This window comes from Aestuariicoccus sp. MJ-SS9, from assembly GCF_032586235.1.
GTDB lineage: Bacteria > Pseudomonadota > Alphaproteobacteria > Rhodobacterales > Rhodobacteraceae > Aestuariicoccus.
The window spans coordinates 161,571-181,208 of the sequence record NZ_JAWHTD010000005.1; the positions used below are offsets into that span (position 1 = coordinate 161,571).

The 19,638-nt window shown below is 67.7% G+C and carries 8 protein-coding genes; 6 read left to right on the plus strand and 2 right to left on the minus strand.

Annotated features, from left to right (window positions below):
* The first annotated feature begins 28 nt into the window (after positions 1–28).
* From RXV88_RS05960 to RXV88_RS05985, 6 genes are all read left to right on the plus strand, one after another.
* On the plus strand, positions 29–874 hold the full coding sequence (locus tag RXV88_RS05960; protein WP_316291190.1) for a glycosyltransferase family A protein: 846 nt from the start codon (positions 29–31) through the stop codon (positions 872–874).
* On the plus strand, positions 871–2,235 hold the full coding sequence (locus RXV88_RS05965) for an oligosaccharide flippase family protein (RefSeq protein WP_316291191.1): 1,365 nt from the start codon (positions 871–873) through the stop codon (positions 2,233–2,235). The genes RXV88_RS05960 and RXV88_RS05965 overlap by 4 nt, the downstream gene beginning before the upstream one ends.
* 198 nt (positions 2,236–2,433) lie before the next feature.
* The gene (locus tag RXV88_RS05970) at positions 2,434–8,874 is read left to right on the plus strand and encodes a type I polyketide synthase (protein WP_316291192.1); all 6,441 of its coding nucleotides are present in this window, start codon (positions 2,434–2,436) and stop codon (positions 8,872–8,874) included.
* 3 nt (positions 8,875–8,877) lie between these two features.
* Positions 8,878–9,897 carry a glycosyltransferase family 2 protein gene (locus RXV88_RS05975; RefSeq protein ID WP_316291193.1) on the plus strand — a complete coding sequence of 340 codons (1,020 nt, stop codon included), beginning with the start codon at positions 8,878–8,880 and terminating at the stop codon, positions 9,895–9,897.
* 5 nt (positions 9,898–9,902) lie between these two features.
* Positions 9,903–14,480, plus strand: coding sequence for a MupA/Atu3671 family FMN-dependent luciferase-like monooxygenase (locus tag RXV88_RS05980; RefSeq protein ID WP_316291194.1), 4,578 nt, complete (start codon positions 9,903–9,905; stop codon positions 14,478–14,480).
* 295 nt (positions 14,481–14,775) lie between these two features.
* Positions 14,776–16,095, plus strand: coding sequence for a GumC family protein (locus RXV88_RS05985; RefSeq protein ID WP_316291195.1), 1,320 nt, complete (start codon positions 14,776–14,778; stop codon positions 16,093–16,095).
* Between the two features lie 7 nt (positions 16,096–16,102).
* On the opposite strand, the gene RXV88_RS05990 is transcribed toward RXV88_RS05985, so the two are convergent.
* Together RXV88_RS05990 and RXV88_RS05995 are read right to left on the minus strand one after the other, a co-directional pair.
* On the minus strand, positions 16,103–17,314 hold the full coding sequence (locus RXV88_RS05990) for a CpsD/CapB family tyrosine-protein kinase (RefSeq protein WP_316291196.1): 1,212 nt from the start codon (positions 17,312–17,314) through the stop codon (positions 16,103–16,105).
* Positions 17,315–17,527: 213 nt separating this feature from the next.
* Positions 17,528–19,630, minus strand: a complete 2,103-nt coding sequence (locus RXV88_RS05995; protein WP_316291197.1) for an NAD-dependent epimerase/dehydratase family protein — start codon at positions 19,628–19,630, stop codon at positions 17,528–17,530.
* Positions 19,631–19,638 lie beyond the last annotated feature (8 nt).

A 19,638-nucleotide genomic window follows, 5' to 3' on the forward strand; every position in this document is an offset into this window, starting at 1 on the left:
AGGATGTGTGGCCACATTGGTACGCAAGATGACAAGGAATGCGGAATCGCTGTCGGTTATCGTACCGGCCAGCAACGAGGCGGCGCTGATCGGCGCGTGCCTCGACGCGCTGCTGTTGTCGCGCTGGGAGCGGGACGAACCGGTCGAGGTGATCGTCGTCGCCAACGGCTGCCGCGATGCCACCGCCGACGCCGCGCGCGCGACCGCTGCCGGTTTCGACCGGCGCGGCTGGCGCCTGCAGGTCATCGAACGGGCCGAGGGCAACAAGCTGGCCGCGCTCAACGCCGGGGACGCTGCGGCGACCGGGGCGGTCCGGCTCTATCTCGACGCCGATGTACGGGTCGGGCGCGATCTGCTGGTGCAGATCGCCACGGCGCTGGACACCGACGCGCCGCGCTATGCCAGCGGGCGGGTCCTGATCGAGGCGCAGGGACCGGTGTCGCGCGCCTATGCGCGGATCTGGCGGCGCGTGCCGTTCATGGCCATAGGCGTGCCGGGCTGCGGAGCCTTCGCCGTCAACGCAGCCGGTCGCGCCCGCTGGGGCGCGTTTCCCGAGATCATTTCGGACGACACCTTCGTGCGGCTCCACTTTGCCCCGGAGGAACGGATCGCCGTCCCGTCCCCCTATCACTGGCCCATCGCCGAAGGCCTGCGCGCGCTGATCCGTGTGCGCCGCAGGCAGGACGCCGGGGTCGACCAGATCCGGCGGGACTATCCCGCGCTTATGGCCAATGACGACACGGCGCCGCTGGCACACAGCGGCAAGCTGGCGCTGGCGCTGCGCGATCCCGTCGGGTTCGCTGTCTATTCGGGCGTTGCTCTGGCCTCGCGCCTGACGCGGGCGCGCGCCAAGGACTGGAGCCGGGGCCGATGAGCGCGCTTCTTACGCGACTTCAGGGTACTTCGCTCTCGGACAGGGCACTGCGGTCATCGCTGTTCACCGTGGGCGGCTTTGGCTTCAGCCAGGCGCTGCGGCTGGCGTCGAACCTGATCCTGACGCGGCTATTGTTCCCCGAGGCCTTCGGGATGATGGCGCTGGTCATGGTCGTCATGATGGGCCTGGCGATGTTTTCCGATGTCGGTGTCACCCCGGCCATCCTGCAAAGCAAACGCGGCGACGATCCGGATTTTCTGAACACCGCCTGGACAATACAGGTGATCCGGGGCGCCGGTCTGTGGTTGACCACCTGCGCGCTGGCCTGGCCCATTGCCGTCGTCTATGGCGAGGATCAGCTGATGCAGCTGGTGCCCGTGACGGGGCTGACCCTGCTGATCGCCGGATTCAGACCGACGCGGATGGACACCGCCAACCGGCATCTCATGCTGGGCCGGGTCACCATGCTGGACGCGGTCACCCAGATCTCGGGGCTGATCGTCGCTGTTCTCCTTGCCTGGCTGACCGGATCGGTCTGGGCGCTTGTCTTCAGCGGCCTTGTCGGGGGGTTGGTCGAGGTTGTCGTCAACTCGCGCTTCCTGCCGGGCGAACGCAACCGCTTCCGCTGGGAGCCCGCCGCCGCGCGGGAACTGATCAACTTCGGCAAATGGATTTTTCTGTCCACCATCGCCGGCTTTCTGTTCAGCCAGGGCGACAAGCTGCTGATCGGCAAATACCTCAGCCTCGATCTGTTCGGGATCTACAACATCGGGTACTTTCTGGCCTCGTTCCCGATGCTGTTGGGCGGGATGGTGACGCGGCGCATCCTGATCCCGATCTACCGCGAGGCCCCGCCCTCGGAAAGCCGAGAGAACTTCGAGAAACTGCGCAAAATGCGCTATGCGGTCACCGCGGCGCTGATGACCCTGGTCGCAGGCTTTGCCGCGCTGGGGGTCTGGCTGGTCGATCTGATGTACGATCCACGGTATTTCGCCGCCGGGGCGGTGGTCGTGCTGATCGCCTGCATGCAGATGCCGCAGATCATCGTGCAGACCTACGATCAGGCGGCGCTGGCGGCGGGCGACAGCAAGCGGTTCTTCGTTCTGGCCGCCACGCGCGGGGTTCTGATGATCGTGTGCATCCTTGTCGGGCTGAGCCTTGCCGGGCTGGTCGGCGCGCTGATCGCCCAGGGCGTCGCCATCGTTCTGGCCTACCCGGTCGTGATCTGGCTGGCCCGGCGCATGGGCGCATGGGACCCGCTGCACGACCTCGTTTTCGCCCTTGCCGGGCTTGCCGCAGCAGGGGCCGCACTCTGGCTGAATTGGGGCGAAATTGTGGCGCTGTCGGCCAAAGCACTCTAGGGTTGCGCGCCCGATTCGCGCAACAATCGAACTTAACCTGTGATAATGCTGCGACAGCCGGGACAGTATCCTACTCCAGACTGGGGAATGTGGCGAAATCGCGGGGGCATATCGAAAATTCGCCGCAATTCCCCCGCATTTGCCGGATACTCGACGCCGACGCGCGTCTGCCGGGATAAAAAATCGATGACAAGGGACATGCAACAGGATTGGGGCGATAACGACATCGCCATCGTCGGCATGGCCGCGCATCTGCCCGGCGCCGCCGACATCGAGGCCTATTGGCGCAACCTGCGCGATGGCGTCTCGTCGATCCGCCGGCTGACCGAGGACGAGTTGCTTGAGGCAGGCGAGGATCCGGGTCTGATCCGGCATCGCGATTACGTGCCCTTCGCCGCCCCCCTCGACGGGTTCGAGATGTTCGACGCAGATTTCTTCGGCCTCTCGCCCAAGGAAGCCGCGATCATGGACCCCCAGCACCGCCGGTTTCTGGAAACCGCGTGGGAGGCGCTGGAAAACGCCGGTCACGTGCCCGAAAGTTTCGACGGTCAGGTCGGCGTCTTCGCGGGCTGCGGCATGGGCAGCTATTTCTATTTCAACGTCTGCTCGAACCCGGACCTGGTGGAAAACACCGGCATGTTCCTGCTGCGCCACACCGGCAACGACAAGGATTTCATGACCACGCGGCTCAGCCACGTGCTGGATCTGCACGGGCCATCGATCAACCTGCAAACCGCCTGTTCCACGTCGCTGGTGGCCACCCATTACGCCGCGCAGGCGTTGCTCAACGGCGAATGCGACATGGCGCTGGCGGGCGGCGTGACGATCGAGCTGCCGCAGGGGCGCGGCTATCTCTACAAGGAAAACGAGATCCTGTCGCCCGACGGCGAATGCCACGCCTTCGACCACCGCGCGCAAGGCACGGTCTTCGGGTCGGGCGCGGGCGTCGTGGTGCTGCGCCGCATGGCCGACGCGGTGGCCGACGGCGACCACATATGGGCGGTGCTCAAGGGCTCGGCGGTGAACAACGACGGCGCCGCCAAGGCGGGCTATCTCGCCCCGTCGGTCGACGGGCAGGCCCAGGCCGTGGCCGAGGCGCAGGCCATCGCCGGCGTCACCGCCGACACGGTGGATTATGTCGAATGCCACGGCACCGGCACCTATCTGGGCGACCCGATCGAGGTGGCGGCCCTGACCCAGGCGTTCCGCGAAACCTCCGACACGGTGGGCCGCACCCGCATCGGCAGCGTCAAGACCAACATCGGCCATCTCGATACGGCGGCGGGCGTGGCGAGCCTGATCAAGACCAGCCTCGCGCTGCATCACAAGCAGATGCCGCCCTCGCTGGGGTTCGAGGCCCCGAACCCCGCCATCGACTTCGACGCCTCGCCGTTCCGCGTCAATGACCGGCTGTCGGACTGGCCCTCCGCTGGCCATCCCCGCCGCGCCGGTGTGAACTCTCTGGGCGTGGGCGGCACCAACGCCCACGCGGTCCTGCAAGAGGCGCCCGCACGCGGTGCATCGGACGAAAGCGACTGGCCGTTCCAGATCCTCACCCTGTCGGCCCGCTCGAAAACCGCGCTGGACGAAAACGCCAGACGGCTGGCCCAACACCTGCGCGATCACCCCGACCAGCCGCTGGCCGACGTCGCCTGGACCCTGCAGCAAGGCCGCCGCGCCTTTGACAAACGCCGCATCGTGGTCGCCGAAAACCCCGCCGAGGCCGCCCGCCTGCTGTCCGAGGATGCCCCCCGCCGGGTGCATTCGCACAGCGCGCTCGACCGCCCCGACACGGTCTTCACCTTCCCCGGCGGCGGCGCGCAGTACACCGGCATGGCCCGCGACCTCTACGAGACCGAGCCGGTCTTCGCCGAATGGATGGACCGCGGGCTCGATCACCTCGCCACCCTGACCGACGCCGACATCCGGGCGCTGTGGTTTCCTGCCGAGGAGGACCGGCAACGGGCCGAAGAGGCGCTGCGCCGACCCTCGCTGCAATTGCCGCTGATCATGATCACCGAATATGCGCTGGCGCAGCTCTGGATGTCCTGGGGCATCGAACCGGCGGCTCTGGCCGGGCATTCCATGGGCGAAAACACCGCCGCCTGCGTCGCCGGTGTCATGGCCTTCGAGGATTGCATCGGCCTCGTCCATCTGCGCGGCACCCTCTTCGACGGCGTTCCCAAGGGCGGCATGCTGTCGGTCGCCCTGCCCGCCGACAGGCTGCGCCCGATGCTCGGCGACGATCTCGACCTCGGCGCGATCAACGCGCCCGACCTCTCCGTCGCCTCCGGCCCTCAGGCAGCGCTCGACGCGCTCGAAACCGCGCTCCAGGCACAGGACATCGACTTCCAGCGCATCCCCATCGACATCGCCGCGCATTCCCGGATGCTCGAGCCCATCCTCAACGATTTCCGCGCCTACCTGCGGTCGATCGCCCTGAACCCGCCGCAGATCCCGCTGACCTCGAACCGCACCGGCCAGATGATGACCGACGCCCAGGCCACCGACCCGGACTATTGGGTCGAACACCTGCGCGGCACCGTCCATTTCGCCGATTGCATCGGCGCGCTTGCCGCCGAGAACCGCATCTTCCTCGAGGTCGGCCCGGGCAAGGCGCTTTCCGCCCTCGCCCGCCAGCACTCCGAGGTCAGCGCCAATCAGGTGCTGTCGTCGCTGCGCCACCCCGACGACGCCATCCCCGACGACAAGCACATGTTCGAGGTGCTGGGCCGCATGTGGGCGCTGGGGGCGGACATCGACTGGGGTCAGATCTGGGGCGACGCCCGCCGCCACCGCGTGCCGCTGCCCAGCTACGCCTTCCAGCACGCCCCCTATTTCATCGAACCGGGCAGGGCCCGGACCGATGCCGCGCCGACCTATCTGATGCGCAGCGACGACGTGGCGCAATGGGGCTGGAAACCGGTCTGGCGGCCCCGCGCCGCCCAAGTCGAGGTCGATGTGATCGACGGCCTTGCCGACGCCACGCCGCAGACCTGGCTGATGTTCATGGACGATGCGGGGCTGGCGCAGGGCTGCGCCGACAGGCTACGCGCCGCCGGGCATGACGTGATCGAACTGCGCCCCGGCGACACCTTCGCGCGACTTTCGGACACCCGCTACATCCTCGCCCCCGAGCGCGGGCGCGACGGGTACGACCAACTGCTGCAAGACCTCGTGCAAAGCGGCCGCACCCCGACCCGCATCGCACATTTCTGGCTGGTGACCGCCGACGAAAGCCACCGCCCGGGATCAAGCTTTTTCCACCGCGTGCAAGAGCAGGGTTTCTATGCGCTGATGTTCCTCGCGCAGGCCATCGCCGACGAGAACCTGCCCCGCCCCCTGCATCTGACCGTCGTCACCAACGGCGCGGCGCGCCTGCGCGACGAGGGCCTGCCCTATCCCGCGAAATCCACCATCGCCGGCCCGGCCCGTGTGATCCCGCGCGAATTGCCCGGGGTCAGCGTGGCGACGCTCGATCTCCAACTGCCTGCCGTGCCCGACGCGCCATTCTGGCAGCGCGCCCGCACCGAGGCGGCGCAGCGCGCCGCGATGGCCGCGCTGCAGACCCGCGTGCTCGAGGATCTGCTGGCCGAACCCGCCGCCAGTGTCGCCGCCCTGCGCGCCGACCGGCGCTTTGAATGCGCGATGAAACCTGTGCCTCTGGCCCCCGCGCCCGAGGCGGCGGAGGGCACCTATCTGATCACCGGCGGCTTCGGCGGCATCGGCCTGACGCTGGCGCGCGATTTCGCCGCCAAGGGGGCCAACCTGATCCTCGTCGCCCGGCACGATCTGCCGCCCCGCGACAACTGGGACAGTTACCTGGCCCGCCACGCCCCGCAGGACAGCCTCGCCCGCCGCATCCGCGCCGTGCGCATGCTGGAAGAGGCGGGCGGCACGGTCATGACCGCCGCCGCCGATGTCTGCAACCTGACCCAGATGCGCCGCGTCGTTGACGCCGCGACCGAGCGTTTCGGGCCGATCACCGGCGTGATCCACGGCGCGGGCGTGATCGCCGACGCGCCGCTGATGACCAAAAGCCCCGCCACGGTCGAGGACGTGTTCACGCCCAAGATCCACGGCGCGCTGGTGCTGGACCAGCTCTTCCCCGACGGCAGCGTCGACTGGATCGCGCTCTTTGCGTCGTCCTCGACCGTGACCGCCCCGGCGGGGCAGGTCGATTACGTTGCCGCCAACGAATTCCTCAACGCCTTCGCGCAGGCGCGGGCGGGCGGCAAGACCCGCGTGACCGCGATCAACTGGGGCATCTGGAACGAGGTCGGCATGGCCGCCGAGGCGGTGGCCGAACGCACCGGCGATCTGCCCGACGCGCCGGTCGACGCGGTCGATCTGCCGATGCTCGACAAGGCGACCTTCGACACGCAGGGCAACCGTGTGTTTACCGCGCGCTATGGCACCGACGACTGGTTCATCGACGAACACCGCACCGCCGCCGGTGACGCGCTGCTGCCCGGCAGCGGCTATCTGACGCTCGCCGCCCATGCGCTGCGCGCCCATCACGAAGACGGCGCGTTCGAGATCCGCGACCTGAACTTCCTGCGCCCGCTGCGCGTGGCCGACGGGGCCGAGCGCGACGTGCGCCTGCGCCTCAGCCGCAGCGCCGAGGGCTACGGGATGGACGTGCTGGCCGATTGTACCTTGGGCGGGCGGCACGGCCATTGCCTGACCGCGCAGGCGCGGCTGGCGCTGACCCCTCTGAAACGGCCCGATCCGCTCGACCTGTTAGCGATCCGCGCGCGCTGCGGACAGGCGCTTTTGGCCGGAACAGGGTCGAAACTGGCCTCGGCGCAAGAGGTCCATCTAGCCTTCGGCCCGCGCTGGAAAGTGCTCGACACCCGCGCCATCGGGCGCGGCGAGGGCATCGCCGATCTGTCACTGCCCGAGGCCGCCGCGCAGGACGGCGGCTATATCCTGCACCCCGCTTTGCTGGACATCGCGACAGGCTGGGCGATGGAACTGATCGAGGGCTACCAGCCCACGCATCTCTGGGTGCCGGTGTCCTATGCCCGCGTCCGCGTCCACGGCCCTCTGCCCGCGCGGATCGTCAGCTGGGTCCGCAACGCCGCCGACAACCGCGCCGACGGCGAGACCGCCAGCTTCGACATCACGCTTTGCGCGCCGGACGGACAGGTCTGCGTAGAAATCGCAGGCTTCACCATTCGCAAGCTGGCCGACAGCGCCGCGCTTACCGCCGCCCCGCGCCTGACCGCCGCAGAGGTCGAACTGGTCGACGCCACGGGCAGCGCCCAGCCGCTGTCGCCGGCCGAGGAACGTCTGGCCCACAACCTCAGCCAGGGCATTCTGCCCGCCGAAGGGGTCGATGCCTTCCGCCGGGCGCTGGCGCTGGGTCAGCCGCAGGTCGTCGTGTCGTCGATGGACCTGGATCAGCTGACCCGCCAGACCGCCGCAAGCTCGGTCCAGGCGGGTGCGGCGCAGAAATTCGACCGCCCGCAGCTCGATGGCGATTACGTCGCGCCCGAGACCGATATCGAACGCACCCTCGCCGGGTTCTGGGAGGATCTGCTGGGCGTTCAAAACGTCGGTGTCGAGGACAGCTTCTTTGACCTGGGCGGGCACAGCCTGATCGCCGTGCGCCTCTTCTCGATGGTCAAGAAAGCCTACCGCGTCGATTTCCCGATCTCGGTCCTGTTCGAGGCTCCGACCATCCGCAAATGCGCCGCGCTTATCGCCGAACAGACCGGCCACACCGGCGACACGGACGCAGAGGCGCCCAAGGCCCCCGAACGCCGCTTCAAGCATCTGGTCGCCATGCACGACGGCGAAGGCGGGCCGCGCCAGCCGTTCTTCCTGGTGGCGGGGATGTTCGGCAACGTGCTGAACCTGCGCCATCTGGCCAACCTTCTGGGCCACGACCGGCCGTTCTACGGCCTGCAGGCCAAGGGGCTCTACGGCGGTGAGGCGCCGCACGACACCATCGAAGAGGCCGCCCGCGCCTATATCGCCGAGATCCGGCAGGTTCAGCCCGAAGGGCCCTATATGATCGGCGGCTTCTCGGGCGGCGGCATAACCGCCTACGAGATCGCGCATCAGCTGGACACCGCGGGGCAAGAGGTGTCGCTTGTCGTCATGCTCGACACGCCGCTGCCGAGGCGCCGTACCCTGTCGCGCAAGGACCGGCTGATCATCCAGTGGCACGAGGCGCGCGCCCGCGGCCCGCTTTATCCTCTGATCTGGGCGAAGAACCGCATCGCCTGGGAATTCGCCAAGCGCCGCGATACCGGCGCGACCGATGCAGAGGCCGCCTTCCACAACGCGGAAATCGAGGCCGCCTTTTACCGCGCCATCGCCGCCTATCAGGTTCGGCCCTGGAATGGGCGGGTGGTGCTCTACCGTCCGCCGCTGGTAGGCAAGTGGACGGTGTCGGGCGGTCGTCTGGTCAATTCCGAACGCACCTACGTTCTGCCCGACAACGATTGGGGCAGCGTCGCGCCGCAGGTCGAGGTGCACGAGGTGCCCGGCGATCACGACAGCATGGTGCTGGAGCCCAACGTGCGGGTTCTGGCGGGCCTGATGCGCGAGGCGATCGAGGCCGCCGAGGCGCAGGCAGCTGGCCATGGCGAGGTCGTCGCCTTCCCCAACATCCACGCGGCGGAATAGCCCATGTCCGAGCCCCGTCTGCTGATCGTCCTGCTGAACTACCGTACCCCCGACATGACGCTGCGGGCGGCGGAACATGCCGCGCGGGCGATGCAGGGGCTCGATGCCGAGATGGTCATCGTCGACAACGACAGCGGCGACGGGTCTTTCGAGGCCCTGCAGGCGGGTGTTGCGGCAGGCTGGGCGCAGGGCACGCCGATCCGCGTGATCCAGTCGGGCCAGAACGGCGGCTTCGGCGCAGGCAACAACGTCGGCATCCGCGCGGGCCGCAGCGACGGTGCGCCCGATTACGTCTATATCCTGAACTCCGACGCCTTCCCGGCGCCGGACGCGCTCCGCAAGCTGCTGGATCACCTGGAAACCCATCCCGAGGCCGGGTTCGCCGGCAGCTACATCCACGGCCCAGAGGGCGGTCCGCATGTGACCGCCTTCCGCTTTCCAACGCTCTGGTCAGAGCTCGAGGGCGCGGCCCGCTTCGGCCCGATCAGCCGCGCGCTGCGCCAAAAGATCGTGCCGATGGGCGTTCCGGAGGCAACGCAGCGCGTCGACTGGCTGGCGGGGGCGTCGATGCTGATGCGGCAGTCGTTGCTGGACCGGATCGGGCTCTTTGACGAGACGTTCTTTCTTTATTTCGAGGAAACCGACCTCTGCCTGCGCGCCGCCCGCGCGGGGTTCGAAACGCATTACGTGCGCGACAGCCACGTGGCGCATATCGGGTCGGTCTCGACCGGGATGAAGACCTGGGCGCGGACCCCGCGCTTTTGGTTCGACAGCCGCTGGCATTACTTCACCAAGAACCACGGCCGCGCCTATGCGGCGGCGGCCACGCTGATGCATGCCCTCGGCGGCACGCTCTGGCGGCTGCGGCGGCTGGTACAGAAAAAACCGCCCGCCGACCCGCCGCATTTCCTGCGGGATCTTTTGCAACATGACCTTTCGGCGCTTTTCCGGCCTTTGCCGGGAAAGCCCCGCGCGGTTCGGCCCCCGGCGGCGCGAACCGCGATTGACGCCCAAGCGGAGTGATCCAGATGCCCTTTTCCTGCCTTCTGATCGGTAACGACACCCTGACCCTGCAATGCGGCGACAAGCTGCGCGGCGCGGGTCACGCGATCCGCGCGGTGGTGACCTCCAGCCCGGCGGTGGCGGAGTGGGCCGGGGGGCACGGCCTGACGGTCGTCGCACCGGGCAAGGGGCTGGCCGAACGGCTGGGCGGCACCCGCGCCGACTGGCTGCTGAGCATCGCCAATCTGACGATCATGCCCGACGATGTGCTGGCGCTGGCCACGCGCGGGGCCGTGAACTTTCACGACGGCCCGCTGCCGCGCCATGCCGGGCTGAACGCGCCGGTCTGGGCGCTGATCGAGGGCGAAACCCGCCACGGCATCACCTGGCACATGATAGAGGGTGGCGTTGACGAGGGCGATATCCTGGTCAGCCGCGGGTTCGACATCAACGATGCCGACACGGCGCTGACGCTGAACACCAAAGCCTTCGCCGCCGCGCTCGACAGTTTCGACGACCTGATGGCGCAGCTCGACGGCCCCGCGCCGCAGCGCATTCCGCAGGACCTGAGCCAGCGCAGTTATCACGGGCTGGCCGACCGTCCCGCCGCCGGTGGGTTGCTGGAGTTCTCCCGCCCCGCCGTGGAATTGGAACGACTGATCCGCGCGCTGGATCACGGCCCCTACTGGAACCCGCTCTGCCTGCCCAAGCTGATGGCGGGCGGCAAGCTGTGGTTCGTGGCTGAGGCCCGCGTCACCGAAAGCCACGCCGCCCCCGGCACTGTGATCGATATCGACGGTTCACACCTAACCGTGGCCTGCGGCACCGGCGCGCTGGTGCTAGGCGGTCTGCGCGGTGCAGATGGCACCCCGGCCGATCCCCGGCAGATCGCCAAGGCGGGTGACCTGCTGACCCCGCCGGATATGGCCGCGGCGGAGGAGACGATGCAAGGCATCGCCGCGTCCGACGCGGTCTGGCGCAAGGCGTTGGCCGGGATGGCCGCCGCAACGCTGCCGCAGGCCGGCGCGGCGTCGGGCAGCTTTGCCAGCCTTCCTTTGACAGTGCCCGATGGCTGCGACGCGCGCGTGGCCGCCTGGGCCTCGCGCCTTGTGGGCGGCGACACCGTCAGCCTGGCGTTCGCATCCGCCGATCTGGTCGAACTGGCCGGTGGCGGGTTTGTGTCGCGCTGGGTGCCGTTGACCGTCGCCACGTCTGGCACGATGGACGACCTCGCCGCCGCGATGGGCACCGCCCTGAACCGGGCAGAGCGGAACAAGGGCTTTGCCATCGACCTGCCGCTGCGCGATCCGGCACTGAGCGTCACGCAGCCGCAGATCGGGCTCAGCCACGGTGCGGGCCCGATCCCCGGCACGCTGATGACCGTTGAAATCTCTGACGGCACGGCGACGCTGCATCACGACACCGGCGCCATCGGCGCGGTGGAGGCGAGCCATTATGCCGCGCGACTGGAGTTGCTGGCGGGAGCCAGTGCCGACAATGTCGCGGCGCTTCCCAACCTGCCCGACAGCGAGCGGGAGATGGTGCTGAACCGCTGGAACGCCACCGAAACCGATCATGACCGCAGCCTGACCATGCACGCCGCGTTCGAAGCGCAGGCGGCAAAGACCCCCGACGCAGCCGCCCTGATATTCGAAGGGCAGAGCCTGACCTATGCCGACCTCAATGCCCGCGCCAACCGCGCCGCGCATGTTCTGCGCGGCATGGGCGTGGGGCCGGACGTGGTTGTGGGGCTCTGCACCCGCCGGTCGGTCGACCTGATGGTCGGCGCTTTGGCGATCCTCAAGGCGGGCGGGGCCTACCTGCCGCTCGACCCGGCCTTCCCGGCCGACCGTCTGCGCCACTACATCGCCGACAGCGGCACGACGGTGATCGTGACGCAATCCGCACTACGCGAGCAATTGCCCGAGACGACGGCGCAGATCCTGACGCTCGACGCTGATCCGCGCATCGCGCAAGCCCCGGCCACCACCCCCGAGGCCCTGAGCGGCCCCGCCGATCTGGCCTATCTGATCTACACCTCAGGCAGCACCGGAACGCCCAAGGGCGTCATGGTCGAACACCGCAACGTCGCCAATTTCTACACCGGAATGGACGCGCATGTACCCCATGCGGACGGCGGCACCTGGCTGGCCGTCACCTCGCTGTCCTTCGACATCTCGGTGCTCGAGCTTTTCTGGACCACAGCGCGCGGCTTTACCGTGGTGCTGACCAGCGACGAAGACCGCGGCCTGATCTCGAACGGGCCGATGCCCATGTCGGACCAGGCGATGCAGTTCAGCCTTTACTACTGGGGAAACGACGATGGCGTCGGGCCCGACAAGTACAAGACCCTTCTGGAAGGCGCGAAATTCGCCGACGCGCATGGCTTTGTCGCGGTCTGGACGCCGGAGCGGCATTTCCACGCCTTTGGCGGACCCTACCCCAACCCCTCGGTGACCGGGGCCGCCGTCGCGGGCATGACCAAGAACATCGGCGTGCGCGCCGGCTCTTGCGTCGCCCCGCTGCACCATCCCGCCCGCATCGCCGAGGAATGGGCGGTGATCGACAACCTGACCAACGGGCGCGCCGGGCTGGCCATCGCCAGCGGCTGGCAGCCCGACGACTTCGTGCTGCGCCCGGAAAACACCCCGCCGCAGAACAAACCCGCAATGATCGAGAGCATCGAAACCCTGCGCAAGCTCTGGCGCGGCGAGGCGGTGGGCTTTGCCCGCAAGAATGGCACGATGCACGAGGTCGTCACCCAGCCCCGCCCGGTGTCGAAGGAATTGCCGGTCTGGGTCACCACGGCGGGCAACCCCGAAACCTGGAAAGAGGCCGGGCGGCTGGGGGCCAACGTGCTGACGCACCTGCTGGGCCAGTCCATCGACGAAGTGGCGGGCAAGATCGGCATCTACCACCAGGCGCTGCGCGATGCGGGCTTTGACCCGGCGGATTTCACCGTGACGCTGATGCTGCACACCTGCCTGGCCGAAACCCGCGACAAGGCGCGCGAGATCGCGCGCGAACCGATGAAGGATTACCTGCGCTCGGCCGCCGGGCTGATCAAGCAATACGCCTGGGCCTTCCCGGCCTTCAAGAAGCCCGAGGGTGTGAAGAACGCGTTCGAGCTCGACCTCGGATCACTCGAGGCCGACGAGCTGGAGGGCATCCTAGACTTTGCCTTCGAGCGCTATTTCAACGACAGCGGCATGTTCGGCACAATCGAGGATGCGCTGGCGCGGGTAGAAGAGCTGAAACGGATCGGCGTGGGCGAGGTGGCCTGCCTGATCGACTATGGCATCGCGCCCGATCTGGTGCTTGAGGGGCTGACGCCGCTGGCTCAGGTCGTGGCCCGCGCCAACGACGCGCCCGAACTGGCCGCGGACGATTTTTCTATCGCCGCGCAGATCGTGCGGCATGGCGTGACGCATATGCAATGCACCCCGTCGATGGCGCGGATGATCGCCATGAACGACGAGGCGCGCTTTGCCCTGCGCGGTGTGCAGCACCTGTTGCTGGGCGGCGAGCCCTTGCCCGGCGCGCTGGTGGCCGAATTCAACGGTATCACAGGCGCCACGATCACCAATATGTATGGCCCCACTGAAACCACGATCTGGTCCTCGGTCGAACCGGCAGAGGTCACCGAAGGCGTCGTCAACATCGGCCTGCCCATCGCCAACACGCAGCTTTACGTTCTGGACGCGGATCGCAACGCGGTGCCCATCGGGCAGGACGGCGAGCTTTGGATCGGCGGCGAGGGCGTGACGCGCGGCTATTGGAACCGCGCCGAGCTGACCGCCGAACGCTATGCCGAAAACCCGTTCCATGGGGGCCGGATGTACCGCACCGGCGATCTGGTCCGGCGGCGCGCGGATGGCCGGATCGATTTCATCGGTCGGGTCGATCACCAGATCAAACTGCGCGGCTTCCGCATCGAATTGGGCGAGATCGAGGCCGCGATCGAGGCGCAGGCGGACATCACCCAGGCCGTCGTCGTGGCGCGCGAGGACACGCCGGGCGATCTGCGGCTGGTGGGATATTATACCGGTGCCGCCCTGTCCGACGCCGATCTGAAAAAGGTCCTGTCCGCCCGGCTGCCCGATTACATGGTGCCAAGGCATTTCGAGCAGCTTGAGAGCTTTCCACTGACCCCGAACAAGAAGGTCGACCGCAACGCGCTTCCCGCGCCACAGCCCGCGCCGCAGCGCGCCGAGCCTGTGGTGCGCGCGCCGGTCACACAGCTGTCGTCCACCCGGCCCGACGCCGAAACCGAGGCGCAGATCGCGCGGATCTGGACCGAGGTTCTGGGTGTGCAGGGCATCACCGGACGCGACAGCTTCTTCGATCTCGGCGGGCATTCGCTGCTGGCGGTCCAGGCGCATCGCGCGATCCGCGACAGGCTTGGGGTGCGCGCGCTGTCGATCACCGACGTCTTCCGCTTTCCCGTGCTCAGCGATCTGGCCGCCCGCGTGGCCGAGCTTGGCACGCCGAAGCAGGCCGCGCCGGACGCAGCCCCCGCCGCCGCACCGGCCAACGACCGCGCCGATGCCCGCGCCAGCGCGATGGAACGGCGGCGCGCGATGCGCGCGAAACGGCGCGCCTGAGCGCGACCGGGCACCCGCGCCACGACACATTGAACCGCGCCCGCGAAGGGCGCGGCAATCACCGTTCGAGGGCTTTGACGCCGGACACGACCGCCAGCCTATCCACTGGAAAATATGGCGAAATTGTGGCGGCAGTCCCGGATTCAGAGACGCTCTGTTTCCGGAAATCACGGCAATACTTATGGCGAAAATAAGGCGCAATCGTTACATTGTGGCATGAAGGTGGCGGCAAACCGGCAGCGCCGGGGCCAAAACCTTTCGAACGCATTGGGGGCCACTTTGCGGGAGCGATGACATGAACCAGTTCCAGTCGATCGACGAGGCGCTTGCCGCGCTCCGCCGCCGCTTTTGGGTGATCGTCGTGGTCACGGTTCTGGGCTGCGCCGGGTCGCTCTATTTTGCGCTGAACCAGGCCAAAATCTACGAGGCGACTGCGGTCGTCCAGATCGAGGACGCCCGCGTACCGGATTCGCTGGCCGGCGCCACCGCCCAGGTGAGCAACGCCGCCCGCCGGGTGCGGCTGATCGAACAACGGCTGATGGCGCGCGACAACCTCATGCGTATCATGGAAAAGCACGGTCTCTTTTCCCAGGATCCGGCGATAACGATGAACGAACAGATCTTTCGCATGCGCCAGGCCGCCCGGATCCAAGAGATCGTCAACCCCACGCAAAGCTTTCAGCCTGACGCAACGCCCTCGGGTCTGCTAATTACGGTGCGCCTGGGCGACCCGCAAAAGGCCGCGGATCTGGCAAACGAGCTGATGGCTTCGGTGATCGAACAATCCCGCGCCCGCAGCGCCAGCCGCGCCCGCGATACCCTGACCTTTTTCGAACAAGAGGCAGCCCGCGTCGAAACCGATATCGTGACGCTCGAGGCCGAAATCGCCGCGTTCAAGCGCGACAATGCCGACGCGCTGCCCGCGGGGATCACCGCCCTGCGCGGCGAGCTGACAAACCTGCGCGAGACGGATCTGGAGCTGGACCAGCAGATCGTGTCGCTGGAGGGCGATTCCAGCCGCGCCCGGCAAGAGGTGCTGGAGCGCCGGATCGGCCTGCTGCAAGAACAGAAGGCCCTGATCGCACGGCGCATCGCCGCGATCGAGGCCAGCATCCGCGCCGCCCCCGAGGTAGAGCGCGATCTGAATGCGCTGGAACGGCAACTGGACCAGCTGCAGGAACAATACGGCGTCATCACCCGCCGCAAGGCCGAGGCCGAGATGGGCCAGATGCTGGAGGATCGCCAGCAGATGGACCGATTCGAAGTGCTGGAAACCGCGTTGGTGCCGGAAAACCCAGTGTCGCGCAGCCGCAAGCAGATCGCGCTTCTGGGCGGGGTGGCCAGCGTGATGGCGGGACTGTTCCTGGCGGCGGTACTGGAGCTTATGAACCCGACGATTCGCAGCGCCGCACAGATGGAACGGATGCTGGGCATTCAGCCCGTGGTTGCCATTCCGCCAATCCGCACCGCGCGGGACCGCCGCAAGCGCGGGCTGAAATGGCTGGCGGGGCTGGCGGCACTGGCGGCGCTCATATGGGCCGGGATGCGGTATCTGTCCGACGTGGTGCCGTGGCAGTCCTTCGGCCGGTTCCTGCCGCTGCAGGCGCGCCCCTGACGCTGGCTCAGTAAAGGTATTTCCGCAGCTGCGTGCCTTCGGCACGGTTCAGAACGGTGCCGAGAAGCGGAGTATCGCCAAGGCGCCTTTCGACCTCGCGCACCTCTTTCTCGGTGGTCAGCCCGCCGCCGACGACCAGCAGAACGCCATCGACCTGCGGGCGAAAGGCGATGACATCGTCTGAATAGAGCGCGGGCGGCAGATCGAACAGGATCACATCGGGATCGAAAAGACTGTCCACCTTGCGCAGCGTCCCGGCGCAGCGCGGGTCCTGCAGCAGCTCGGCGGCATAGGGTTCACTGATGCCGTTGAACCCGAAGGCCAGGTTGTGGCCGACGTGGATCGTGTTGGGGCCCGGGCGCTGCAAATGCCGCTCCGGCGCGATCGCGCCGCGCAGCATGTCGCCCATCGAACCGGGGTCGCGCGCGCCCATGACCTTGTGCAGGCTCGGTTTGCGCATGTCGCAATCGAGCAGCAGCGTCCGGCAGTTTTCCTGACGCGACAGGCTGATCGCCAGATTGGCGGCGGTAAAGGTCTTGCCGCAATCCTTTGTCGGAGAGGTGATCGCGACGCGTTTCCAGCCGTTCTGAGACAGCGCCTGCAACAGCCGCGTGCGCAGCACGTCAAAGGCCGCATGGGCGGGGTCGTGACGGCTGGCGGTGATGATGCGATTCCGGTCGAGATGGCGCTCGTCGATCGGGAATTCATCGAGGCTTTGCCATATATCGCCGGTGCGCTTCGTCTCGGGGCGAACGGCCGGAGGCTGGGGCACCGGCCTTTCGGCGGGGCGCTCGGGGGCCGCGGGCAGGGCCTTGGCTGGGCGCGCCTCCTCGGCCTTCCGCTTCGCCGCGGCCTCCTGTTCAGCGCGCACCTCCTCGGCCCGCTGGGCCTCTTCGGCTTTTTTCTGGGCGGCGCGCTTTCGGGCGGCTTCGGCTTTGCGCGAGGCCTCGACCACGCGGGCCTCTTCGGCGCGGCGGTCTTGCTCGGCTGCCGCCTTGCGCGCCTCTTCGGCCTTGCGGGCCTCGGCGCGTTTGCGGGCGGCGGCTTCGCTCGCGCGGCGGCGGCGTTCGGCGGCTTGCGCTTCGGCCGCTTCCGCGGCCTTGCGTGCATCGCGCTGGCTGCGGGACTCGAGCGGCGCGATAGGCTCGAGCTCTTCCGAGGCCGGTTCGGGCGCGGTCTTACGCTTGCGGGTGAATTTCGGGCGATTGGCCATATTCATGCCCCACACGACCCTGGCAGATTGAACGCCACGACGGATCGAGGCGCAAGCCAAGCGCCGGCAATCGTCCTGTCAAAGGCCAAATTCATATCTGCTCAACTCCGCAACGGCAGGGCGCGCCGTGACATCAGGGGACGTTACACCAGACAATTCTGTCCAAAATAAGTCAAATTGACGGGGATTGTTTACGGCACAGTGGCAAATCCCGGCCATTCAGACCCCAAAGAGATTGGCATCGGCGATGGCTTTTTCAACAAAGGCGGCGCGGTCGGTTTCGGGCCGCCAGCCCAGCCGGTCCTTGGCCGCATCGTTGACGAAGGGCGAGAAATGCGCGCGGCTTTTCCAATCGGCCAGCGAGGGCCGGATCACCTCGGGCCGCCGCAGCGCGTGTTTCTTCAGAAAATACTTCACCGCGTCCGAGGCGTAGAACGCGTAGAGATTGCCCGATTTGACCCGGATCCGCGCCCCCGTCGCGGCGTGGATGGCGTCGAAATAATCGCGCGCCGACAGCATCCTGTCGCCGACCAGGTTAAAGCTTTGGCCCACGACATCGGCGTCGATCATCCGCACCAGGCCATCGACCACGTCGTCGATCAGCACGAAGGGCAGCTTGTTGTAGCCCGGCCCCCAGATGCGCACCGCGCCCGCGCCGTGCCAGCGCCCGATGCCCCAATGCTGCAGCGGCCCGCCCGCGCCCACGACGATTCCGGGCCGGGCAATGACCAGCGGCAGACCGGATTCGTTGTGCATCCGCATCAGACGGCGTTCGCACTCGGCCTTGGAGCGGGCATAGAGGTTGCGGTCGCTCATGTCGTCGGGAAAGGGCGTGTCCTCGGTGATCTTGGCCGACGGATCGGACATGTCGTAGCTGGCGATGGTGCCGGTGTAGACCAGCCGCTTGACCCCGGCATCTTGCGCCGCTTCGGCGATGGTGACGGCGACGCCGACGTCGTTTTTCAGCGCTGCCTCCCAGGTGTCGTCGAGCGATTTGGCCAGGTTGAAGACCACCTCGATGCCCTCCATCGCTGCGCGCAGGGCGTCCTTGTCGTGCAGCGACGCGGCGACGGTTTCCACCTGATCGGGCAGGTCCGGGAAGGGGCCGGTGCGCCCGCGCGACAGCACGCGCACATCGCGGCCATCGGCCACCAGCCGCCGGGTCAGGGCGCGGCCGATAAAGCCGGTGCCGCCGATGACCAGTGCGGTGGGTTGCGGCGCGCGGGTCTGCGCGGGCGGTGCGGCGACTGTCAGGACCTTTTTCGGCAGTTTCTTAAGCGCCGCGTCGATGGTCTCCATGACCGTGACCGCGCTTTTGCTGGAAAAGCGCGCATCCGCCTCGGCGCCGCTGGCAAGCGACCCGTAGATGGCGGCGTTCATTCCGCGAAAGCTCTGGCCGTAGGGGTTGCGTGTGTTCAGCGACCGGCCCTGCACCCAGGCATTGCGAAACCCTTCGCGCAGATGCTGGCCCGCGAGCGACAGCTGCCGCCTGAGCGGGTTCACCACCAGATCGGCGGTGTTCTCACGCTCGACGATCAGCACGTCGCTGGCGTAATCCAGACGCGCCCGCGCCGACGACCCACGCAGCGTGACCGACCGGTCGTCCGTCGTTTCGACCAGCGAGAGGGTGAAGGTGATGTCCACCCCGCCCGCCTTGGCCAGAATGCGGAACCCCTGCGGGCGCGGATCGTTGCCCGGCAGGTCGACGGGTTTGCTGGCCTCGGCAAAGGTCACGTCGAGCGGGCCGAAGAGGTCGACCGCAAAGGCCACCAGATGCGGCCCCAGCTCTAGCAGCAGGTTCCGCGGCTCGCGCAGAAGCCAGAGGTTGAACGGCCCCGACCGCAGCGGGGCAAGTGGCAGCGCCCAGGTGATCTCGGCCCCCGAAACGCGGCCAAGATCGCCGCCCTGCATCATGGACTTGAGCCGCTGGTAGGACGGCAGGCCCAGAAAGTTGTGCCCGGCGTGGAACCGTTTGCCCGCCGTTTCGGCGGCCTTCAGGATCGCCCGGGTGTCCGCCGCCGAGGTCGCGACCGGCTTTTCCACCAGGACATGCAGCCCACCCTTAAGGCACTGGATCGCCAGATCGCGGTGCAGATGCGGCGGGGTCAGAATGTGCACCGCGTCGCAGGCCCCGCTGCCGATCAGCTCTTCGACGGAAGTGAAGGCGCGCAGGCCATAGCCCTCGGCCATCCCCCGCGCCGCCCGTTCGGACACGTCGCAGATCGCCGTCAGCTGTACACCCTTGGTGGCGCGCAGGGCGTCGGCGTGCCAACCGGCGATGTATCCGGCCCCGATCAGGCCAACGCGGATAGGATTTGCCATGAAGGTTG